This is a genomic window from Massilia luteola (genome assembly GCF_034420155.1).
GTDB classification, from domain to species: domain Bacteria; phylum Pseudomonadota; class Gammaproteobacteria; order Burkholderiales; family Burkholderiaceae_D; genus Telluria; species Telluria luteola.
On the sequence record NZ_JAXOFN010000014.1, the window covers coordinates 103,555 to 124,409 of the forward strand.

General features: G+C 65.9%; 19 protein-coding genes. 12 read left to right on the forward strand and 7 right to left on the reverse strand.

The window, feature by feature from the left end; genetic code table 11:
- Positions 1 to 2 precede the first annotated feature (2 nt).
- Both feoB and U9J41_RS15695 read right to left on the reverse strand, forming a co-directional pair.
- The gene (feoB, locus tag U9J41_RS15690) at positions 3 to 1,895 is read right to left on the reverse strand and encodes a ferrous iron transporter B (protein ID WP_322403123.1); all 1,893 of its coding nucleotides are present in this window, start codon (positions 1,893 to 1,895) and stop codon (positions 3 to 5) included.
- Between the two features lie 10 nt (positions 1,896 to 1,905).
- Positions 1,906 to 2,175: a FeoA family protein gene (locus tag U9J41_RS15695; RefSeq protein WP_056438557.1), complete on the reverse strand. Its 270-nt coding sequence runs from the start codon at positions 2,173 to 2,175 to the stop codon at positions 1,906 to 1,908.
- A gap of 242 nt (positions 2,176 to 2,417) precedes the next feature.
- Between U9J41_RS15695 and U9J41_RS15700 the strand changes: the two genes are divergently transcribed.
- From U9J41_RS15700 to bfr, 3 genes are all read left to right on the forward strand, one after another.
- Positions 2,418 to 2,636: a (2Fe-2S)-binding protein gene (locus U9J41_RS15700; protein WP_056438559.1), complete on the forward strand. Its 219-nt coding sequence runs from the start codon at positions 2,418 to 2,420 to the stop codon at positions 2,634 to 2,636.
- A gap of 137 nt (positions 2,637 to 2,773) precedes the next feature.
- Positions 2,774 to 3,454: a PepSY-associated TM helix domain-containing protein gene (locus tag U9J41_RS15705; RefSeq protein WP_425260533.1), complete on the forward strand. Its 681-nt coding sequence runs from the start codon at positions 2,774 to 2,776 to the stop codon at positions 3,452 to 3,454.
- A gap of 140 nt (positions 3,455 to 3,594) precedes the next feature.
- A complete protein-coding gene (gene bfr, locus U9J41_RS15710) occupies positions 3,595 to 4,065 on the forward strand; it encodes a bacterioferritin (protein WP_322403125.1) in 471 nt (156 codons plus the stop codon).
- Positions 4,066 to 4,197: 132 nt separating this feature from the next.
- Here the strand turns inward: bfr and U9J41_RS15715 are convergent, their stop codons facing one another.
- The gene (locus U9J41_RS15715) at positions 4,198 to 5,136 is read right to left on the reverse strand and encodes a PfkB family carbohydrate kinase (RefSeq protein ID WP_322403126.1); all 939 of its coding nucleotides are present in this window, start codon (positions 5,134 to 5,136) and stop codon (positions 4,198 to 4,200) included.
- A 7-nt stretch (positions 5,137 to 5,143) separates the two neighbouring features.
- Positions 5,144 to 5,761, reverse strand: a complete 618-nt coding sequence (locus U9J41_RS15720) for a glutathione S-transferase N-terminal domain-containing protein (RefSeq protein ID WP_322403127.1) — start codon at positions 5,759 to 5,761, stop codon at positions 5,144 to 5,146.
- A 164-nt stretch (positions 5,762 to 5,925) separates the two neighbouring features.
- Here U9J41_RS15720 and purB point away from each other — a divergent pair, with 164 nt between their 5' ends.
- Positions 5,926 to 7,305 carry an adenylosuccinate lyase gene (gene purB / locus U9J41_RS15725; RefSeq protein ID WP_322403128.1) on the forward strand — a complete coding sequence of 460 codons (1,380 nt, stop codon included), beginning with the start codon at positions 5,926 to 5,928 and terminating at the stop codon, positions 7,303 to 7,305.
- 144 nt (positions 7,306 to 7,449) lie between these two features.
- On the opposite strand, the gene U9J41_RS15730 is transcribed toward purB, so the two are convergent.
- On the reverse strand, positions 7,450 to 9,414 hold the full coding sequence (locus tag U9J41_RS15730; RefSeq protein ID WP_322403129.1) for a TOL_0244 family TonB-dependent receptor: 1,965 nt from the start codon (positions 9,412 to 9,414) through the stop codon (positions 7,450 to 7,452).
- A gap of 324 nt (positions 9,415 to 9,738) precedes the next feature.
- On the opposite strand from U9J41_RS15730, the gene U9J41_RS15735 reads away from it, so the two are divergent.
- From U9J41_RS15735 to U9J41_RS15745, 3 genes are read left to right on the forward strand one after another with little or no spacing between them, the layout of a single operon-like run.
- A complete protein-coding gene (locus U9J41_RS15735) occupies positions 9,739 to 10,275 on the forward strand; it encodes a cytochrome b (RefSeq protein ID WP_322403130.1) in 537 nt (178 codons plus the stop codon).
- A gap of 10 nt (positions 10,276 to 10,285) precedes the next feature.
- Positions 10,286 to 10,852 (forward strand): YceI family protein, encoded by a 567-nt coding sequence (locus U9J41_RS15740; RefSeq protein WP_322403131.1) that lies wholly within the window; start codon positions 10,286 to 10,288, stop codon positions 10,850 to 10,852.
- Between the two features lie 30 nt (positions 10,853 to 10,882).
- A complete protein-coding gene (locus U9J41_RS15745; RefSeq protein ID WP_056438586.1) occupies positions 10,883 to 11,452 on the forward strand; it encodes a YceI family protein in 570 nt (189 codons plus the stop codon).
- 193 nt (positions 11,453 to 11,645) lie between these two features.
- Here U9J41_RS15745 and U9J41_RS15750 read toward each other — a convergent pair whose 3' ends face one another.
- Positions 11,646 to 13,151: a hypothetical protein gene (locus U9J41_RS15750; RefSeq protein ID WP_322403132.1), complete on the reverse strand. Its 1,506-nt coding sequence runs from the start codon at positions 13,149 to 13,151 to the stop codon at positions 11,646 to 11,648.
- A 275-nt stretch (positions 13,152 to 13,426) separates the two neighbouring features.
- Between U9J41_RS15750 and U9J41_RS15755 the strand changes: the two genes are divergently transcribed.
- The 4 genes from U9J41_RS15755 to U9J41_RS15770 all read left to right on the forward strand — a co-directional run bounded on the left by U9J41_RS15755 (position 13,427) and on the right by U9J41_RS15770 (position 18,449).
- Positions 13,427 to 13,696 carry a GlsB/YeaQ/YmgE family stress response membrane protein gene (locus U9J41_RS15755; RefSeq protein WP_056438592.1) on the forward strand — a complete coding sequence of 90 codons (270 nt, stop codon included), beginning with the start codon at positions 13,427 to 13,429 and terminating at the stop codon, positions 13,694 to 13,696.
- Between the two features lie 72 nt (positions 13,697 to 13,768).
- A complete protein-coding gene (gene cls, locus U9J41_RS15760; RefSeq protein WP_322403133.1) occupies positions 13,769 to 15,046 on the forward strand; it encodes a cardiolipin synthase in 1,278 nt (425 codons plus the stop codon).
- An 8-nt stretch (positions 15,047 to 15,054) separates the two neighbouring features.
- Positions 15,055 to 17,214 carry a S46 family peptidase gene (locus U9J41_RS15765; RefSeq protein WP_322403134.1) on the forward strand — a complete coding sequence of 720 codons (2,160 nt, stop codon included), beginning with the start codon at positions 15,055 to 15,057 and terminating at the stop codon, positions 17,212 to 17,214.
- Positions 17,215 to 17,339: 125 nt separating this feature from the next.
- Complete coding sequence (locus U9J41_RS15770) at positions 17,340 to 18,449, forward strand: alpha/beta hydrolase (RefSeq protein WP_322403135.1); 1,110 nt, start codon at positions 17,340 to 17,342, stop codon at positions 18,447 to 18,449.
- A gap of 153 nt (positions 18,450 to 18,602) precedes the next feature.
- Here the strand turns inward: U9J41_RS15770 and U9J41_RS15775 are convergent, their stop codons facing one another.
- Positions 18,603 to 20,090, reverse strand: coding sequence for an APC family permease (locus tag U9J41_RS15775; RefSeq protein WP_322403136.1), 1,488 nt, complete (start codon positions 20,088 to 20,090; stop codon positions 18,603 to 18,605).
- A 208-nt stretch (positions 20,091 to 20,298) separates the two neighbouring features.
- Between U9J41_RS15775 and U9J41_RS15780 the strand changes: the two genes are divergently transcribed.
- Positions 20,299 to 20,793, forward strand: a complete 495-nt coding sequence (locus tag U9J41_RS15780) for an RrF2 family transcriptional regulator (RefSeq protein ID WP_322403137.1) — start codon at positions 20,299 to 20,301, stop codon at positions 20,791 to 20,793.
- Positions 20,794 to 20,855 lie beyond the last annotated feature (62 nt).

Genomic DNA, 20,855 nt, shown 5'->3' on the forward strand with positions numbered 1-20,855 from the left:
GATCAGCTCCCCAGCACGGCCCGTGCGATGTGATAGGTCAGGAACGAGGCCGTGTACGCGAGCGCGAACATGTAGCCGGCCATCAGCAGTGCGTAGCGCATGCTGCCCGTCTCGCGGCGCACGACGGACAGGGTCGACAGGCACTGCGGCGCGAACACGTACCACGCGAGCAGCGACAGCGCCGTCGGCAGGGTCCACGAGGCGGCGATGATCGGGGCCAGCGAACCGGCCACGTCGTCGCCCGTCGTCGACAGCGCGTACACCGTGCCGAGCGCGCCGACCGCCACTTCGCGCGCCGCCATGCCCGGCACGAGCGCGATGCAGATCTGCCAGCCGAAGCCGATCGGCTCGAACACGACGGCGAGCGCCCGGCCCAGTATGCCGGCGATGCTGTAGTAGATCGGCGGATGCGTCGCGCCTTCCGGTGCGCCCGGGAAGCTGGACAGGAACCAGACGAGGATCATCAAGGTGAGGATCACGGTGCCGACGCGCGTGATGAAGATGCGCGCGCGCTCCCACAGGCCCAGCGCCAGATTGTGCAGGTGCGGCCAGTGGTAGGCGGGCAGTTCCAGCATCAGCGGCTGGTGGCCCTTGGCGCCGACGGTGCGCTTGAAGAAGTAGGCGACGCCCATCGCGCTGAAGATGCCCGCCGCGTACAGCACGAACAGCACGAGGCCTTGCAGGTTGATGCCGCCGCCCAGTTCGCGGGCAGGGATGAACGCCGCGATCACGAGCGCGTACACGGGCAGGCGCGCGGAACACGTCATCAGCGGCGCGATCATGATCGTCACGAGGCGGTCGCGCGGGTTCTGGATCGTGCGCGCGGCCATCACGCCGGGAATCGCGCAGGCGAACGACGACAGCAGCGGGATGAACGCGCGGCCCGAGAGGCCGACTCCGCCCATCATGCGGTCGAGCAGGAACGCGGCGCGCGGCAGGTAGCCGCAATCCTCCAGCACGAGGATGAAGAAGAACAGGATCAGGATCTGCGGCAGGTACACGAGCACGCTGCCCGCGCCGCCGAACACGCCGTCGACGACCAGACCGCGCAGCGGGCCGTCCGGCAGCGCGGCGCCGACCCAGTGGCCGAGCGCGTCGACGCCGTTCTTGATCAGGTCCATGGGCACGTTGGCCCAGCTGAACACGGCCTGGAAAATCAGGAACATCGTGGCCGCCAGGATGATCGGGCCGATCACCGGGTGCAGCACGACGTGGTCGATCTGCTCGCTCAGGTTGCCGGTGTCCTTGTCGAAGCTGACCGTCGCGTCGATGATGCGGCGCACCTCGCGCTGCGTCTCCTCGACCGGGACGGCGTCGATGGCGGACAGCGGGTTCGGCTTCGCCTGCGTATCGAACGGCATCGCTTCGAGCGCCTTGAGCAGGCCCTTCTCGCCGCCGGCCTGCACGGCCACGGTCTCGATGACGGGCATGCCGAGTTCCCGCGCCAGGCGCGCCGTGTCGATCTCGATGCCGCGCTTCTTCGCGACGTCGACCATGTTCAGTGCCAGCACCATCGGCAGGCCGAGGCGCTTGATCTCCAGCACGAGACGCAGGTTCAGGCGCAGGTTGGTCGCGTTGACGACGCAGATGACGGCATCCGGCGTCTGCTCGCCGGCGCGCAGGCCGGCGACGACGTCGCGCGTGATCGCTTCGTCCGGCGTGTGGGCGGCAAGGCTGTAGGCGCCCGGCAGGTCGAGCACGCGCAGCGGACGGCCGCCCGGCAGCATGAAGCTGCCTTCCTTGCGCTCGATGGTGACGCCGGCGTAGTTCGCGACCTTCTGGCGCGCGCCGGTCAGGCGGTTGAACAGGGCGGTCTTGCCGCAGTTCGGATTACCCAGCAGGGCGACGAGCGGCGTTTTTGCGGCCGCCAGGACCTGCTGTTCTACTGCTCCCATGTCGGTTCCGTCACTCCGGCTGGATCGAGACCAGCGCCGCTTCGAACCGGCGCAGGGCGAACGTCGACTGGCCGACCTTGACCGCGAGCGGACCGCCGGGCAGGCCGCGCTTGAGCATGCGGATGCGCTCGCCCGGCACGAAGCCCAGTTCCATCAGGCGGCGCGACACGTCGATGCCGCCGTCGCGGCTGCCGAGCGCGTTCGGCGCGAGGTGGATCACGGTGCCGCTCTGGCCGGCCTTGAGGCTGTCGAGCGTGGTCAGGGTGGGTGCAAGAGTCATGGTGTCGCTTCCCGGTGGTGGTGCGCTGCTTTAACGGATGGGTACATCATAAACCTAAATGCGAATTATTTCTATTTGCGGTTTGTCCACTTCTGCTCACTCGGCATCGTTTTAACGCAACGGCGCAACAAAAACGCTTGCAATCCGGATTTAATTTGCGCAGAATACGAAGGGTAATGAGAATGATTCGCATTATAGACCAAACAACAATGGCCTGTGATGCACCCACCACGGAACCGTCCATGATCGTCTGCGTCTGCAACAACATCTCCGACCGCGAAATCCGCCAGGCGGTCGACCTCGGCCTCACGTCGATGGCCGACCTGTACAAGGAACTCGGCGTCGGCACCTGCTGCGGCAAATGCGTCAGCTATGCGCGCGAAGTGATGCACGAGCACCTGGAAAGCAAGACGGTCGTCACCGAGCTGCGCCGCACCCCGCACGACGGGCTTGCGGCCTGATCCGGCCCGCCGCCGCCGCGGGTGATAACAGGCAGACAAGGCGCCAATATTGCTACGCCCAATCCGTGCGTGCGACTGTCCATGCGCGGTCCGGTCTTGGTAATATGTGACTTCCGATGCGCCCAGATTTCACTCCCATGCCCGTAATCCCGTTCCGTCCACCAAGAGCGCCCTTTACGGTCCAGCCTCCCCCGCAGCCTTCGCGCCGAGCACTCATCGTGAAATGGCTGCGCAGGACGCACGGTTGGATCGGTCTCTGGGGCGCCGTGCTCGGCCTGCTGTTCGGCAGCACCGGCATTCTGCTCAACCACCGCGCCGTGCTCAGGATTCCCGCCGTCCGGGCGCAGGAGTCCACGGTCCAGGTTCCCCTGCCGAGTCCGGCACCCGGCAGTCCGCAGGCGCTGGCCGTCTGGCTCAAGCGTTCGCTACGGCTGGAACCGGAACCCGGACGCGTGAAGGCCGAGGCCGCCCGTGCCGTCGCCTGGGGCGACAAGTCCCTGATCCAGCCGGCGCGCTGGAGCGCCAGTTTTACTTCGCCATCAGGCAATGTCCAGGCTGAATATTGGGTCGGTAACAGCTATGTCACCGTCAAGCGCGCCGAAAACAATGTCTTCGGCACCCTCGTCAACCTGCACAAGGGCGTCGGCATGAGCGCCGCGTGGGTCCTGCTCGTGGATACGCTGGCCGGTTCCATCATCCTGCTGTCGCTGTCCGGCGTCGTGCTGTGGACGCTCACCAACCGGCGGCGCACGGTCGGCATCGTGATCGGTACGGTGTCGCTGCTGGCGGTAGGCGGGCTGGCGCTGGCCGCCATCTGATTTCCCGTGGCGGCGGCGTGCACGGCACGCCACGCCGTTGCCGTCCGCCGGCGCACGGTCCGGCAAACGATTCACACCCCTGCCCGCCTGCCGCGCGGTTTGCTATGATGCCGGGACAACAACCGCACGCAAAGGCAATCATGAAGGGCGATCCCAACATCATCCGGCTGCTCAACGCGCAGCTGACCAACGAGCTCACCGCCGTCAACCAGTACTTCCTGCACGCGCGCATGTACCGGCACTGGGGCTTCGCGAAGCTGGGCAAGAAGGAATACGACGAATCGATCGGCGAGATGAAGCATGCCGACCGGCTGATCGACCGCATCCTGATGCTGGACGGCTTGCCCAACCTGCAAGCCCTGCACAAGCTGCTGATCGGCGAATCGACGCAGGAAATGCTCGAATGCGACCTCAAGCTGGAACGCGCGGCCCAGGTCACGGTCAAGGAAGGCATCGCCGCCGCCGAGATCGCGCACGACTATGTGTCGCGCGACCTGCTGCTGGAGATTCTCGAAGACACCGAGGAACACATCGAGTGGCTGGAAACCCAGCTCGACCTCATCGTCAAGGTGGGCATCCAGAATTACCTGCAGTCCCAGATGGGCGAATAAGAGCGAGCATTAAGGGGCCTCGAGAAACCGTAGCGAGCGGAAGCCATGTTGGCCGAGAAGCGCAGCCGTACTTGAGTACGGTGAGCATCGCAGGCCGACAGGGCGACGCGCAGTAGGTTTATCGTCGCCCCTTCAGGATTGGCGCCAGCGCGCGACCCACTTGTCGTAGAAACCGATGTCGCCCGGCACGGCGCCCGTGACGGCACAGATCGCGCCGGCGAATTCGTTGGCGCGCGACAGGATCAGCTCCAGCGGCCAGCCGCGCGCGCGGCCCAGCATGAAGATGGCGGAAAAGGCGTCGCCGGCACCGGTCGTGTCGATCACGAACGGCGGCACCGGGTTGTCGCGGGTGGCGATGTAGCCGCCGTCGGCGCCGAAGTACACGGAACCGCGGTGGCCCAGCGTGACGATCAGCGCCTCCAGCGAAAACCGGTCCATCAACGCGCGGCAGGCCGCGTGCACCTCTTCCGTCGACAGCGCCGCATCGTCCGGGCCGATCTGGAAATACCACTGGAACAGCGCTTGTAATTCCTCTTCGTTGACCTTGACGACGTCGGCCGCCGTCAGCGCCTTCGTGACGATGGGCTCGGTTGCCTGTCCGGGCCGCAGGTTGAGGTCGAGGAAACGCTTGGCCTGCGTGTTTTCCAGCACGGCCGCCAGCGCCAGGCGCGAGCGTTCCTCGCGCAGGGCCAGCGTGCCGAAATAAAAGAAGTCATGATCAGCGCCGGCGATGCTCGCGGCGGCCGCCTGCGGGTCGATGAAATCGTAGGCCTGGCGCGGCAGCAAGGTGAAGCGGTGGGCCGCGCCCTGGCGCTCGGCGACGGCGCGGCCGGTCTCTTCCATCGGGTCGACCTGCAGGCCCGATTCCGGAATCACGAAGCGCTCGAACTCGGCGCGCACGGCGGCGCCGTTGCGGTCGTCGCCGATGCGCGTGATCATCAAGGGCGGCGCCATGAAGGCCGCCAGGTGGCGCGCCACATTGAACGGGGCGCCGCCCACCGCGTGCCCGCTCGGCCCTTCGTCGACGAGGGCTTCGCCGAAGACGATGGTCGATATGCGCGCGGTCATCATCGGGGGCTCACTGCGGCAGGAAAGGCACGGTGTCCTTGAACGACGGCCGTTCGGACAGCTTGTCGAACAGGCGCGCCAGGTTCGGGTAGGTGTCGCGCCAGGCGATGTCGGGGAAGCGGAACGCCAGCCAGCCCAGCGTGCAGCCGACGGCGACGTCGGCCAGCGTGTAATGGATGCCCATGCAGAACGGCTGCTCGCCCAGGTTCTCGGACATCACTTCGAGGCCGCCGTGCACCTTGCCCATCTGGCGGTCGAACCAGGCCTCGCTCTGCTGCGCGGCCGGGCGCCACGTGCGCTCCAGGAAGGCCAGCACGGCCGCATCCAGCACGCCGTCCGCCAGCGCTTCCCACACCTTGACGTTGGCGCGGTCGCGGCTGTTCGCGGGCAGCAGTTTGCAGACGGGCGTCAGCGTGTCGAGGTATTCGGCGATCACGCGCGAGTCGTACATCGCGCTGCCGTCCTCCATCACGAGGCACGGGACTTTCCCGAGCGGGTTCGACGACGCGATGTTCGTTTCCGGTGCCCAGACGTTTTCCAGCTCGAACTGATAGTCGAGCTTTTTTTCTGCCAGCACGACGCGCGCCTTGCGCACGTAGGCACTGGTGACGGAACCGATGAGTTTCATAAATGCTCAGTATTGGGGAGTGGCTGACAGTATAGCATCGGCCTTTCGCCCGCCGAACGCAGGGAACCGCTTGCAACGGTGGCCAAATGAGACTTGACAAAGCGATCCCGGCCAGGCCGCCGATGGTAGAATCTCGTTTTTGCACTCACCGCTTCCCGCCTCCCATGACCTCTACCGCCTCCTCCTCGACCCTGTCGGCCCTGTCCCCCCTGGACGGCCGCTACGCCGCCAAGACCGACAAGCTGCGCCCCATCCTGTCGGAAGCCGGCTTCATGCACCACCGCGTGAAAGTGGAGATCGCCTGGCTGCAGGCGCTGTCGCAAGCCGGCTTCGCCGAACTGAAACCGTTCTCCGCGCAAGCGTCCGCCCTGCTGGACAAGATCGCCGCCGGCTTCTCCGACGCCGACGCTGCCCGCATCAAGGACATCGAGGCCGTCACCAACCACGACGTGAAGGCCGTCGAGTACTGGCTGAAGGAACAGGTCAAGGATGTGCCGGAGCTGGTCGCGGCCTCCGAATTCATCCACTTCGCGTGCACGTCGGAAGACATCAACAACACGTCGCACGGCATGATGCTGAAGGCGGCCCGCGACGGCGTGCTGCTGCCGTCGCTGCAGGCGGTGATCGCCAGGCTGACCGAGATCGCCCACACGAACGCCGACCTGCCGATGCTGTCGCGCACGCACGGCCAGACCGCGAGCCCGACCACGCTCGGCAAGGAATTCGCCAACGTCGTCGCCCGCCTGCAGCGCGCGGTGAAGCGCATCGCCGACGTGGAAATCCTCGGCAAGATGAACGGCGCCGTCGGCAACTACAACGCGCACCTGTCGGCATACCCGGGCTTCGACTGGCCGGCGTTCTCGAAGAACGTGATCGAGCAGCGCCTGGGCCTGACGTTCAACCCGTACACGATCCAGATCGAACCGCACGACTACATGGCGGAGCTGTTCGACGCCATCTCGCGCACGAACACGATCCTGCTCGACCTGAACCGCGACATCTGGACCTACGTCTCGCTCGGCTACTTCAAGCAGAAGCTGAAGGCCGGCGAGATCGGTTCGTCGACGATGCCCCATAAAGTCAATCCGATCGACTTCGAGAACTCGGAAGGCAACCTCGGCCTGGCCAACGCCATGCTGCGCCACATGGCGGATAAGCTGCCGGTCTCGCGCATGCAGCGCGACCTGACCGACTCGACGGTCCTGCGCAACATCGGCGTGGGCTTCGGCTACGCGCTGCTCGCGTACGACAGCTGCCTGCGCGGCCTGAACAAGCTGGAAGTGAACCCGGCGCGCCTGGCGCAGGACCTCGATGCGAACTGGGAAGTGCTGGCCGAGCCGGTGCAGACCGTGATGCGCCGTTTCGGCATCGAGAACCCGTACGAACAGCTGAAGGAACTCACGCGCGGCAAGGGCATCACGCGCGACGCGCTGCAGGAATTCATCGGCAAGCTGGCGATTCCGCAGGACGCCAAGGACCTGCTGCTGGCCATGACGCCGGCGAATTACACGGGTCTGGCGGCGCAGCTGGCGAAGGCGATTTAAGCATTTCGCGGATAGCGCTGCAAAGAAAATGATACGTCGTTCCCGCGGAGGCGGGAACCTAATTTTGCATGAGCTGTCGAAACGCGTAGAACTTGGGCCCCCGCCTTCGCGGGGGCGACGTTTCTCACTGAGTAGTCGTCCTCTTCACCTCTGCCACGTCAGCTTGACCCCCACCGTCCTGGGCACCTCGGTGCGCACGGGCACCACGCCGTATTCCGCGTGGCTGCCGTTCAGGTTCGTCCCGATCACCGATAACTCCATCCCCGGCGCGAACCGCCAGCCGAACCGCGCGTCGATGGCCGTGTAGGCCGGCACGTACGGGAATCCCAGCGCGCCGTTGCGGCGCACGGCCAGTTCCAGCTCGCGCTTCTCGCCGAGCGCGTGGCTGGAGCGCAGCTGGGCCGTGTAGGCCGGATCGCGGCCCGTCGTCATCACGCTGCCCAGGTCACCGCTGCCGGGCTTGAGCGAAAACACCTCGTGCAGCAAGGTCGCCCCCGCCGCGATGCGCCACGACTCGCTCACCTGCACGTTGCCCCAGGCTTCGATGCCGCGCGTCTGGCCCGCCATCAGGTTGCCGAACACGATCGCGCGTCCGTCGGGGGTGATGTCCTGGGTGCGCAGGTGGTCGTACAGGTTGCGGTACGCGGTCACGGAATACGACACGCGCTGCCCCGCCTGCCCGCGGTAGCCCAGTTCGAACACGCGCGCGGTCTCGGACCGCACTTGCCGGCCGCCCGCCAGCAGGTAGGGCGGCGCGCCGGGCACGTAGGCGTCGACGTCCAGCCGCGACGGCGCGCGCACCGTGCGCGACACGGCCGCCCAGAACGCGTGCGCCGGCGTGGCGCGCCACGACAGCCGCACGGTCGGCAGGAATTCGGCGCCCGTGTACGGATTGCGCTCCCAGCGCGCGCCGATGGTGGCGCGCAGGTCGTCCCGCAACGCCATCTCGTCCTGCGCGAACAGGCTGGCCCAGGCCTGCCTGTCGCTGGCCGGCAGGAAGGCGACGAAGCGGCTGTTGTCGACGCGGTCCCAGTTGTAGCGGTACTCCCCGCCCCACACGACGCGGTGGCGCCCGACCGGCGCCAGCGCATGCTGCAGCTGCACGTCGAGGATGTCCACGCGGTCGGCGAATGTGGGCGGCACGCGGCGGTAGCGGGTGTCGTAATAGGCTTGCGCGGTCACGCTGCCGCCGCCGTCGATCAGGTGCTCCCAGTGCCCGGTGACGTTGGCGCCGTGCAGCCGGATATCGTCCAGGCCCGTGCTCGCGCCGGGTGCCGCGATGACGCCCGGCACCGGCTGGCCCTCGCGCCCGCGCCAGGCGTTGGCGTTGACGCTGAACCGCTCCGACCCGCGTTCCCAGTCGCCGCGCCAGCCGACCTGGCCCTGCGTCCAGTCGTCGTCGATCGGCTGGCCGGACGCCAGGTCGCTGTGCGCCAGCCGGAACGCCTTGCCGTACGCGCGCCAATGGCCGCCGTCCATCTCGGCGCCGTGGCGGAACGCGGCCTGGACGCCGTCGTCGTCGGCGCGCAGCACGAGCAGGTCGCCCTGCGTGTCGCGCGCGTGGCGCGTGGTGATGTTGATGACGCCGTTGACGGCATTCACGCCCCACAGCGTGCCGCCCGGGCCGCTGATCACTTCGATCCGCTCGACGTCTTCCAGCATGACGTCCGGCTCGTCCCAGAACGTGCCGGAAAACAGCGGCGAATACACGGACCGGCCGTCGATCATCACCAGCAGCTTGTTGGCCGGGCTGTTGCTCGTGCCGTTCATGCCGCGCGCGGAAATGAACGCGTTCGTGTTGCTGCTGCGCGCGACCTGCACATTGGGCGCCAGGTTCAGGGCGTCGACGAGGGTGCGGGCGCCGGAGCGGCGGATGTCTTCCGCCGTGATCACGAACACGGACGCCGGCGCGTCCTGCAGGCGCTCGGGCCGGCGCGATACCGACGTGACGTCGATGTTCGCCAGCTCTTCGATCGACAGGTCGACGAACTCGCCGCCCGGCCGGCGCGCCCCCTCGTCGGCATGGACCGGCTGCGCCAGCAGCAGCGCGGCCACCAGCAGGGCCACGCCGGACGTGCGGCAATGGGTTCCGGGAACCATCTGGTTCATCGCTTATCGAAAGAAATAATCATTTCCCAACCATTATTTTTTATAAATCCATTTTTTCAACATTTTACCTTCACGACCCCGCGATTTTGTCGCGCACACCGCTCGGGCTGGTACACGAACGACGGATTGTGCCATTTGCTGAACAAAGTTATCCGTGTGGATGGCTTCCTTACGATATTTGGAACAGGTAAAGTGTCCCTATTGCAAAACAACGCCGGCGCGCAAGTCGTGCTAGTGTGTTTAAGGAAATGCCGGCTGCTTAACCAGGCCGAACTTGGTAAGATTTGGTCCTAACACGTACTAACTGATCGGAGACACCCACCCATGCAGCGCTATACAACGACCGCCATCGTGCTTCACTGGCTGATCGCCGTGCTGATCATCGGGGCGTTCACGCTCGGTCTCGTGATGACGGACATGCCCGGCATCTCGCCCACCAAGCTGAAATATTTTTCGTGGCATAAGTGGGCGGGCGTCACCGTGCTGCTGCTGGCCACGCTGCGCCTCCTGTGGCGCCTGAAAAACCGCCCGCCGGCGCTGCCCGCGTCGATGCCCGCGTGGCAGCGCGGCGCCGCCCACGGCCTGCACCACCTGCTGTACGTGCTGATCTTCGCCGTGCCGCTGTCCGGCTATTTTTATACGCTGGCGACCGGCTTCCCCGTCGTCTATTTCGAACTGATCAAGCTGCCCGTGCTGATCGCCAAGGACAAGGCACTGGCCGACACGCTGAAGCCGATCCATTACTGGCTGAACATGACGATGGCCGGCCTCGTCGGCCTGCACGTGGTCGCCGCCCTGAAACACCAGATCATCGACCGCGACGGCACGCTCGGACGCATGCTGCCCGGCCGTTCCCACTGAAGGAGATACCATGACATTCACCCGTGGCAGCCTTGCCGCCTCAGTTGCCGCATTACTCGCCGGCGTGACCCTCATCGCCAGCGCAATGCCGCTCAAGACCGACGTGGCGCACAGCAGCGTCTCGGCCGTGTTCAAGCAGATGAACGTGCCGGTCGAATCGAAATTCAAGCGTTTCGACGCGCAGATCGACTACGACGCCGCGCATCCGGACAAGGCGACGGCGCGCGTCGACATCGACACGGCCAGCTTCGATATCGGCGAGGCCGAGTACAACAAGGAAGTGGCCGGCAAGGACTGGTTCAACTCGGCCAAGTTTCCCAAGGCCACCTTCGTGTCGTCCGCGATCAAGCCGGCCGGCGCGGGCAAGTTGTCCGTCTCGGGCAAGCTGACCATCAAGGGCCGGGTCCAGGACGTGACCTTCCCGGTCACCATCAAGCCGGAAGGCACCCGACAGGTTTTCGAAGGACAGCTGCCGATCAGGCGGCTGGCCTTCAACATCGGCGAAGGCGAGTGGAAGGACACGAGCATGGTCGCCGACGAAGTCGTCATCAAATTCCGCGTCGCTGCGGGACAGTAATCCACACCCCATCGTAAAGGACTGTTTTTCATGAAATTCAAGCACCTCGCCCTGCTCGCCGCCGTCTTCGCTTCCAGCGCCGCCTTCGCCGCCGACACCTACAAGGTCGACCCGGCCCACACCTACCCGAGCTTCGAGGCCGACCACTTCGGCGGCCTATCCAACTGGCGCGGCAAGTTCGACAAGAGCGACGGCACCATCGTGCTGGACCGCGCCAACAAGTCGGGCACCGTCGACATCACCATCGACACCACGAGCCTGGACTTCGGCTACGCCAAGCTGAACGAGCACGCCAAGGGGCCGGATATGTTCGACGTGGCCAAGTACCCGACCGCCACCTACAAGGGCAAGCTCGTGTTCAAGGGCGACGTGCCGGCGTCCGTCAACGGCGAACTGACCCTGCACGGCGTGACCAAGCCGGTCACCCTGCACATCAACCAGTTCAAGTGCATCCAGCACCCGATGCTCAAGCGCGAAGTGTGCGGCGCCGACGCGTCGGCCACGTTCAACCGTGCCGATTTCGGCGTGGATTACGGCGTCAAGATGGGCTTCAAGCCGGAAGTCAAGCTGGCCATCCAGGTCGAAGCCGTCAAGCAGTAAGCAGCGTATCCCAACGTAAAAAAGCCTCGCGTCGCGAGGCTTTTTCTTTTGGCGAACAACGTGTTTCGGTAGGGTGGGCGGCCCCCGCCCACGCGTTCAGGCAGCGTATGAATCGACATATTCAACGTATCGTCCATTTCACGCGCCGGTTGAACGCGTGGGCACGTGGTGCCCACCCTACGTCGCCGGTCGATCAACGGCCGTCGCGGTCCAGGTCGCCCGGCATCGCACGCTCCACGCGGTCCCACGCGGCGCGGCTGGCCGACTTGGCCTGCTCCCACGACAGGCGCGACTGGCCCTTCACGCGATCCCACTCGTCGGCCATGTGCGGCTCGGCCAGGTCGTAGCTCGGGAAGCGGCGCGCGTTGTTGTAGCCCAGCGCGTAGGCCGGCGAATAATCGTCGTACGTGTAGCCCTGGGCGTAGTACGGCTGGGTTTGGTAGTTGGTGCGCCAGTAGGCATCTTCCGCCGTCGGATTGACGAGGTGGCCGGCTCCCTTGCCCACCATGCCGCCGGCGATACCGCCGATGGCCGCGCCGGCCGCCATGCCCACCGGACCGCCCACGGCGCCCAGCGCGGCACCGGTCACGGCACCGCCGCCCGCGCCGACGCCGCCGGCCAGGTTGTGCTCATGCAGCTCGTCGCCCGGTTTCGGGTTCGCGACCTCGCCCGCGCCCTTGCCGGCCATGCCGCCCGCGATACCGCCGATGGCAGCGCCCGCGACGGCGCCGATCGGGCCCGCCGGGCTGCCGATGGCCGCACCGGCCAGTGCGCCCGCACCGGCACCGGTGCCCTGGGCCAGATTGTGTTCATGCAGGCGGTCTTCGCTGTGCGGATTCACCACTTCGCCCGCGCCACGGCCCGCCGCGCCGCCGGCCAGGCCGCCGATCGCGGCGCCGGCCAGGGCGCCCACCGGACCGGCCACGGAACCCGCCGCCGCGCCCATTGCCGCGCCGGCACCGGCACCCGTGCCCTTGGCCAGGTAGTGTTCGCCCAGGTCGTCGCCCGCTTTCGGATTGACGACTTCGCCCACGCCCTTGCCGGCCATGCCGCCGGCAATGCCGCCGATCGCGGCGCCGGCCGCCATGCCGACCGGACCACCGACCGCGCCCAGCGCGGCGCCGGTGGCCGCACCCGCGGCGGCGCCGATGCCGGTGCCGATCACGTGCGAGCCGCCGTTGTCGACGAAGGTCTGGTTCAGGTAGGCGACGTCGTCATCCGTGCGCGGCGTCACGCCCATCACGATGCCGCCGTTGTTGATGCCTTCCTCATAGTGCTTGACGCGTTCTTCCGGGATGCCGGCGCCGATCAGTGCACCGATCAGGCCGCCGGTGATGCCGCCCGCGCCCGCGCCGGCCAGGGCCGCCGCCAGCGGACCGGCGACGACGAGGCCCGCGCCCGGGATCACGAGCGTGGTGCCGATGGCGGCCACGCCGGCCAGCACGGCGCCGATGGTGCCGCCGATGCCGGCGCCGGCAGCGGCGCCCTCGGCGGCCTTGCTGCCCAGTTCAGTCTCGGTGTCGGCGAAATGGGTCTTGCGGGTGGTGTCCGACATCATCAGGTTGACGTCGTCCTTCGTATAGCCGCGGGTCGAAATTGCGTTGTACGCACGCTCCGCGCTGGCGCGGTCGGGGAACAGCCCGGTGACCATGCGGTTCTGCTTGTTCTGCTCTGTCGTCGTCGTGTCGAAAATGGCCATGATGAAATTCCTTTCAGTAATCGAATCGGTCCGGGGTGTCGCGGTTCACTTGATGCAAAGTGGCTTAAACGATATGCCTGCCGAGCAGTGCGCTTCTGTTCGCTGACGCACCCAGTACAGGACATTCCGCATCACAAGAGAACGCACGCGCGGTTTGCGCGTCTAACGTTCGGCAACGCACCGACCCCGGGGGGTGTGCATCACTAGACTTTGCACATGGCCTCGGCAATCAATTGGCCTGGAGTATGTTTTTTCCAACTTGAGGAGGACTCAACATGTTATTCATTATCTGGATCGTTGTCGGTGGTGTGCTCGGCTGGCTCGCCAGCATGGTCATGAAGACGGATGCTGAGCAAGGCATGATTCTCAATATCGTGGTCGGTATCGTGGGAGCCTTCCTGGGTGGCTGGCTGCTGTCTCCGCTGTTCGGCAGCGGCACCATCAACTCCGATGACTTCAGTGTGTCGTCGCTGCTGGTCTCTTTCCTGGGCGCCGTCATCCTGCTCGCTATCGTGAATCTGCTCCGTCGCGGCCGCGTCCGCTAAAACAGGTGCAAGCCCCACTTTGAAAACCAACGTCGCATGGCGTTGGTTTTTTTACGTCCGGAATCCGAGCTCATGCGCATCAAACGTTCCATCGTCGTCCTCATCACCTGCATCGCCACGCTCGTGGCGGGCTTGCTCGTGCTGAACTTTTCGCCCGGCGAAAAGAAGATCGACACGCAGTTGACCCGGCAATACGACACGAGCGACCCGCAGTTCCGCCGCTCGCTCGGCGTGCTGCTGGGCCCGCCCATCATCGAGGGCAACAAGGTCGAAGCGCTGCTCAACGGCGACCAGATCTTTCCCGCCATGCTGGACGCGATCCGCTCGGCGCAGAAGTCGATCAGCTTCGAAACCTATATTTATTGGGAAGGCACGATCGGGCGCGAGTTCACGGAAGCGCTGTCGGAACGGGCGCGCGCCGGCGTCAAGGTGCACGTGCTGCTCGACTGGATCGGCAGCATGAAGATCGGCGAGGCCGCGCTCGACGAGATGCGCCGCGCCGGCGTGGAAGTGCATCGCTATCACAAGCCCGTGTGGTGGAAGCTGGCGCGCCTGAACAACCGCACGCACCGCAAGCTCTTGATCGTCGACGGCAAGACCGGCTTCACGGGCGGCGTCGGCATCGCCGACAAATGGCGCGGCCACGCCCAGGACCCCAACCACTGGCGCGATTCCCACTTCCGCGTCGAAGGTCCCGTCGTCGGGCAGATGCAGGCCGTGTTCAACGACAACTGGACGAAGGCGACCGGCGCCGTGCTCGACGGCCCCGACTATTTCCCGGCGCTCGTCGCGCAAGGCGACATGCCCGCGCAGATGTTCTCCAGCTCGCCCACGGGCGGCAGCGAGAGCATGCACCTGATGTACCTGCTCGCGATCACGGCCGCGCGCCACACGATCCACCTGTCGAATTCCTACTTCGTGCCGGACGAGCTGGCCCTCAAGGCACTCGTCGCGGCGGCGAAACGCGGCGTCGACGTGCGCATCATCACGCCGGGGCCGGTTATCGATTCCGACATCGTGCGCGCCGCGTCGCGCGAGCGCTGGGGAGAATTGCTGGCGGCCGGCGTCAAGATGGCCGAATACCAGCCGACGATGTACCACGTGAAGGCGCTGGTCGTGGATTCGCTCCTCGTCTCGGTCGGCTCCACCAACTTCGACAACCGCTCGTTCATCCTCAACGACGAAGCGAACCTGAACGTGCTCGATGCCGGCTTCGCGAAACAGCAGGAGGCTGTCTTCGAAGACGACTGGAAGCACGCGCGCCAAGTGAGCCTGCAGGCCTGGCAGAACCGGCCGTTCACGGAAAAGATCGGCGGCATGCTGGCGGACCTGATCGGGGCGCAACTATGAAGCGGGCCATGTACACATCCCTGCTTCCGTTTGTCCTCCTGGCCGCCTGCGCCGCGCACGCCGACGAAGGCATGTGGATGCCGCAGCAGCTGCCGCAAGTCGCGAAGCAGCTCAAGGCGGACGGCCTCGAACTCGATCCGGCGACCCTCACCCGGCTGACCGGCTTCCCGATGGGCGCCATCGTCAGCCTGGGCGGCTGCTCGGCCTCGTTCGTGTCGCCGCAAGGCCTCGTGATCACGAACCACCACTGCGTGTACAACAGCGTGGCCGTCAACTCGACGCCGCAGCGCGACCTCCTCGCCGACGGCTTTCTCGCGCGGACGATGGCCGATGAACTGCCGGCCGCGCCGGGCAGCCGCGTGTTCGTCACCGAGGACGTCGCCGACGTCAGCCGGCGCGTGATCACGCCGGACGTCGCCAGGCTCACGGGCAAGGCGCGCCTGGACGCGATGGAGACGAACCAGAAAGCCCTCGTCGCCGAATGCGAGCGGGACGCCGGCTACCGCTGCACGGTGGCGAGCTTCTACGGCGGCCTCGCGTTCTACCGCATCAAGCAGCTCGAGATCCGCGACGTGCGCCTCGTGCACGCGCCCCCGGTCGGCATCGGCAAGTTCGGCGGCGACACCGACAACTGGATGTGGCCGCGCCACACGGGCGACTACGGCTTCTATCGCGCCTACGTCGGCCGCGACGGCAAGGCCGCGGACTACGCCAGGGACAACGTCCCGTACCGTCCCAAGGTGTGGCTGAAGATCGCGCCAGGCGGCGTGCGCGAGGGCGATTTCGTCATGGCCCTCGGCTACCCGGGCCGCACGAACCGGCACCGCCTGCCGTCCGAAGTGGCGTTCACGTTCGACTGGAACTATCCGGCCTACGTGAAGGCCGCGGGCGAGACGCTGGCCGTCATCGAGCGCGAAACGAAGAACGATCCGGCCATGCGCCTCAAGTACGCGGGCCAGATCGCCAGCGTCAACAACTACTACAAGAACCGCAAGGGCATGCTCGCCAGCTACCAGGGCAGCGACATCCTCGCGCGCAAGACGGCCGAGCACAATGCATTGAAAACCTGGGTGGATGCGAACCCGCGGCGCAAGGCGGAATTCGGCGCAGCCATCGAGGCGGCCGAACGGCTGATCGCCCGGCGCGACGCGCAGACCCGGCGCGAATTCTTCCTCGGCTATTCGATGCCGCGCTTCCTGAACGCGGCGCGCACCCTGTACCGCCTCGCCAACGAGCGCGCGAAGCCGGATGCGCTGCGCAAGTCGGGCTACCAGGAACGCGACCTGGCGCGCCTGGCGTCCGTCATCGGCGGCCAGGACCGCACGTACGACGAGAAGGTCGACAAGGCCCTCGTGCTGAACTTCCTGAAGCAGTACGACGCGCAGCCGCTCGACCAGCACGACGCCGCATTCGACAGTGCGCTCGGCATCGAGCCGGGCATGGGCGAGGCCGACCTGAAAGCGCTGCTCGACCGCGTCTACGCCGGCTCGCGGCTGCAGGACAAGGACGTGCGCACGGCGTGGCTGACGAAGACCCCGCAGGACTTCAGGGCCAGCAACGACAGCTTCATCAAGGCCGCCGTCGCGATGTACGACGCCGACGCGCGGCGCGAGGCGGAAGAGGACGAACTGGCGGGGAATATCCAGCAGGCCTACGCCGGCTACATGAAGGCCAAGATCGCCTACATGAACGGTCGCGGCCAGGCCGTCTACCCGGACGCCAACTCGACGCTGCGCGTCACCTTCGGCAACGTCAAGGGCCGCGACTACGGCGCCGACGGCACCGGGTCCTGGACCGCGTTCACGACCGTGAAGGGCGTCGTCGCCAAGCACACGGGCACCGGCGAATTCAACGCGCCCGAACGGCAGCTGGCCGCGATCCGCGCGCGCGACTTCGGCCGCTGGGCCGATCCGGTACTGAAGACCGTGCCGGTCGACTTCCTCGCCACGCTGGACATCACGGGCGGCAACTCGGGTTCGGCCGCGCTGAACGCGCGCGGGGAACTGGTCGGCCTCGCGTTCGACGGCACGCTCGATTCCATCATCTCCGACTGGGATTTCGATCCGCGCGCCACGCGCGACATCCAGGTCGACATCCGCTACATCCTGTGGAACATGGAGAAGGTGGACCATGCCGACAACCTGCTCGAGGAGATGAACGTGCGGTAAAACCGTGCGTTCATCCGTGCGCCATGCATTCCATGCCGCGCTCGGCGCAGTTCATTCCATTGCCGCTGCCGGCCGCCGCGCCGCCCGCTACACTGCCTGCACATCGACGCATAAGGAGAACGGCAATGAAGCGGATCTGGATCTGGTGCTGGGCGCTGCTCGGCATCGCGTGCGCGCCCGTGCACGCGCAGGAAGACAAGGTTCAACAAGAGCAGGCGCAGGCATGGACGCAAGCCCGCGCCATCGTGGCGGACCTGGATAAAATCGTCGTGCCGCACGGCGTGCAGGCGTCGTACAAGACGCGCATCGGCGGCATCGACCAGTGGCTCACGGTGCGCGGCCAGGAACGCGACAACCCGATGATCCTGTTCGTCCACGGCGGCCCGGCATCGCCCGTCACGCCGACGCTGTGGCAGTTCGAGCGCCCGCTCGAGGAATACTTCACCATCGCGAACTGGGACCAGCGCGGCGCCGGCAAGACCTACGGCGAGACCGACCCGGACAAGGTCGCGGACACCATCCACATCGACCGCTACGTCGACGACGCCATCGAAGTCGCGGAGCACCTGCGCCAGCGCTACGGCAAGAAGAAGCTGATCCTGATGGGCCACAGCTGGGGCACGATCGTCGGCATGAAGGCGGCGCTGAAGCGTCCCGACCTGTTCTATGCCTACGTCGGCATCGGCCAGGTGATCAGCGTGCGCGAGAACGAACGCATCAGCTTCGACTACGCGCTGGAACAGGCGAAACTCCACAAGAACGAGGAAGCGCTGCGCGATCTGCAGTCGATCGCGCCCTATCCCGGCAACCAGCCGATCACGCGCGAGCGCATCATCGTGGCGCGCAAGTGGCCCCAGTACTACGGCGGCATGAGCGCATACCGCAGCGAGTCCGCCTATTATTTCGACGGTCCGCGCCTGTCGCCGGACTACGATGCGAAGCAGGTGAAGGACATCGACCAGGGCAACCTGCTGACACTGGGCCGCATCCTGCCGGAGTTCGTGCACGTGGATTTCTCGAACGTGAAGACGTTCCCGATCCCGGTGGTGATGTTCATGGGCCGGCACGACTACACGACGCCGACGGCACCGACCGTGGCCTGGCTCGCGCAGGTGAAGGCGCCCATCAAACAGGCCGTGTGGTTCGAGCGCTCGGCGCACATGATCCCGTGGGAAGAGCCGGGCAAGACGCTGGTCAGCCTGTTGACGTACGTGCGGCCGTTGGCGCGGCAATAACCGAAAGTGCAAAACGTCGCCCCGTGCAGGCGGGGGCCAATTAAACGTCGCCCCCGCGCAGGCGGGGGCCCAATTTTGTGAGCGCCGTCGATACGCATACAACTTGGGCCCCTGCCTTCGCAGGGACGACGTTGTTATGCGTACGTGGTCACGTCAATGCATCAACTCCGCCTGCGCCGCATCCACCTTGTTCAAGCGGCTGTTGCGGATGCCGTAGCCGAAATACGTGAGCACGGCCACCGTCATCCAGATCGTGAACACGGTATAGGTCGTGCTGGACAACCCGCCCACGAGATACAGGCAGGCCAGGATCGACAGCCCCGGCACCAGGTAAGGCCCGAACGGCACGCGAAAACCCTTGCGTCCCGTCTCGCCCTGCTTGCGGCGGATGACCGGCACGGCGACCGACACGACGATGAACGCGACCAGCGTGCCCATGCTCACCATGTCCCACAGGAAGGTGGAGTCGACGAGGCCCGCCACGATGCCCACGGCGACGCTGACGATCAGCGTGTTCGTCACCGGCGAGTGCGTGCGCGGATTGACGCTGCGGAAGGCCTTCGGCACGAGGCCGTCCTTGGAGATGGCGTACAGGATGCGCGTCTGGCCGTAGATCGTCACCAGCGTCACGGAGAACACGGAGATGACGGCGCCGGCCGACAGCACGAGCGCCGGCCAGGCCTTGCCGGTCACGTTCTGCAGGATCACGGCGAGGCCCGCTTCCTGGCCCGCGAACATCGCGGCCGGCTGGGCGCCGAGGGCGGCGATCGCCACCAGCATGTAGAACACCGTGACGATGCAGAGGGCGGCCAGGATGCCGATCGGGACGTCGCGCGTCGGGTCCTTGACCTCTTCGCCGGCGGTGGCGATGGTGTCCAGGCCGATGAACGAAAAGAACACGGTGCCCGCGGCCGCCGTCACGCCGGCCAAGCCGCCGATGCCCTTGCCGGTCGCCGGCCACACGAACGGGTGGAAGTTGTGGATGTCGAAGCCGGACAGCGCGATCGCGGAAAAGAACACGAGGATCGCCAGCTTGATGAGCACCATGACGGCGTTCGTCGTCGCCGATTCCTTGGTGCCGCGGATCAGCAGCACGCAGCACAGCACCACCAGCAGGATCGGCGGCAGGTTGATCTGGCCGGCGTGGAATTCGACGCCGCCGGTCTTGCCCGCGACGATCATGGGCGAGCGCAGCGCATCGGGAATCTGCCAGCCGAGCGCGTTCTGCAGGAAGTTATTCAGGTAGTCGGACCAGCCGATGGCCGTCGCGCTGGCCGCGAGGCCGTACTCCAGCAGCAGGCAGGCCGCGACGATGAAGGCGGCGAACTCGCCCACGGTGGCGTAGGCGAAGGAATACGAGGACCCGGCGGCCGGCACGCGGTTGGCCAGCTCGGCATAGCACAGCGCCGTGAGGCCCGCGGTGACGGCGGCCATCAGGAACGACAGCACGACGGCCGGACCGGCCTTCGGCACGGCTTCCACCATCGTGAAGAAGATGCCGGTGCCGATCGTGGCGCCGACGCCGATCATGGTCAGGGGAAAGAGGCCCAGCGAGCGGCCCAGGGCGTGGGCGGAGCCGTCATCCGATTTGTGCTCGGATGTCTTGGTGCGGATGAGCTTTTGGCCCAGGGTCTGGTTCACGACGTGTCCTCTTGGCGCGGGTGGCGCTGATTATATGTGTTATGTGGATGCGATATAAGCACCCAAAGTCCGCGATTATAGGGCCAGTTTCCGGGGGCGTTTTCAGTGCCGCAAAAAAATACTTCACTTAAACATGCATTTTTTATGCAGATTTAGGTAGAATACGGCCGTGCAGGTAGAATACGCCGGTACCCACTGAGCTTACCCAATGCGACTCACTCGATTCTCCGATATTGGCCTGCGTGTCCTGATCTATCTGGAACGGGCGGGAGAACGTACGCAGCCGGTGACGGTGGCCGAGATCGGCAGGCAGTTCGACATCCCGCTGAACCACCTCGTGAAAGTGGTCGGGCAGTTGGCGAAGCTGGGCTGGGTGCAGGCGACGCGCGGACGCAACGGTGGCCTGCGCCTCGCGGCCGATCCGGCAACGCTCACGATCGGCCAGGTGCTGCGCAAGCTGGAAGGCGAGGACGACGAACTGGTCGACTGCGAAGGCACGGACTGTACGCTGAAGCTGGATTGCCAGCTGCGCGGCATGCTGCGCACCGGCATGAAGGCCTTCTACGACGCGATGGACCGTTTTACGCTGGCCCACGCGACGGCCGGCAATACCGGCGAGCAAGTCATGCGCATGCACCGCATGTTCTGGGATGGCGCGGCAAGAAGCAGGCTGCCGGCCGCGGAACCGGTGAGTGAGGATTAACTTATTAGTATGATGGCAACGCCCGCCATGCGAGCCTTTTTTTGAACCGTAAATCTGCATTT

Bases quoted from the DNA above. Each gene is read 5' to 3' on its own strand.
- feoB (WP_322403123.1), bottom strand. From the start codon at position 1,895: ATGGGAGCAGTAGAACAGCAGGTCCTGGCGGCCGCAAAAACGCCGCTC.
- U9J41_RS15695 (WP_056438557.1), bottom strand. From the start codon at position 2,175: ATGACTCTTGCACCCACCCTGACCACGCTCGACAGCCTCAAGGCCGGC.
- U9J41_RS15700 (WP_056438559.1), top strand. From the start codon at position 2,418: ATGATCGTCTGCGTCTGCAACAACATCTCCGACCGCGAAATCCGCCAG.
- U9J41_RS15705 (WP_425260533.1), top strand. From the start codon at position 2,774: ATGCCCGTAATCCCGTTCCGTCCACCAAGAGCGCCCTTTACGGTCCAG.
- bfr (WP_322403125.1), top strand. From the start codon at position 3,595: ATGAAGGGCGATCCCAACATCATCCGGCTGCTCAACGCGCAGCTGACC.
- U9J41_RS15715 (WP_322403126.1), bottom strand. From the start codon at position 5,136: ATGATGACCGCGCGCATATCGACCATCGTCTTCGGCGAAGCCCTCGTC.
- U9J41_RS15720 (WP_322403127.1), bottom strand. From the start codon at position 5,761: ATGAAACTCATCGGTTCCGTCACCAGTGCCTACGTGCGCAAGGCGCGC.
- purB (WP_322403128.1), top strand. From the start codon at position 5,926: ATGACCTCTACCGCCTCCTCCTCGACCCTGTCGGCCCTGTCCCCCCTG.
- U9J41_RS15730 (WP_322403129.1), bottom strand. From the start codon at position 9,414: ATGAACCAGATGGTTCCCGGAACCCATTGCCGCACGTCCGGCGTGGCC.
- U9J41_RS15735 (WP_322403130.1), top strand. From the start codon at position 9,739: ATGCAGCGCTATACAACGACCGCCATCGTGCTTCACTGGCTGATCGCC.
- U9J41_RS15740 (WP_322403131.1), top strand. From the start codon at position 10,286: ATGACATTCACCCGTGGCAGCCTTGCCGCCTCAGTTGCCGCATTACTC.
- U9J41_RS15745 (WP_056438586.1), top strand. From the start codon at position 10,883: ATGAAATTCAAGCACCTCGCCCTGCTCGCCGCCGTCTTCGCTTCCAGC.
- U9J41_RS15750 (WP_322403132.1), bottom strand. From the start codon at position 13,151: ATGGCCATTTTCGACACGACGACGACAGAGCAGAACAAGCAGAACCGC.
- U9J41_RS15755 (WP_056438592.1), top strand. From the start codon at position 13,427: ATGTTATTCATTATCTGGATCGTTGTCGGTGGTGTGCTCGGCTGGCTC.
- cls (WP_322403133.1), top strand. From the start codon at position 13,769: ATGCGCATCAAACGTTCCATCGTCGTCCTCATCACCTGCATCGCCACG.
- U9J41_RS15765 (WP_322403134.1), top strand. From the start codon at position 15,055: ATGTACACATCCCTGCTTCCGTTTGTCCTCCTGGCCGCCTGCGCCGCG.
- U9J41_RS15770 (WP_322403135.1), top strand. From the start codon at position 17,340: ATGAAGCGGATCTGGATCTGGTGCTGGGCGCTGCTCGGCATCGCGTGC.
- U9J41_RS15780 (WP_322403137.1), top strand. From the start codon at position 20,299: ATGCGACTCACTCGATTCTCCGATATTGGCCTGCGTGTCCTGATCTAT.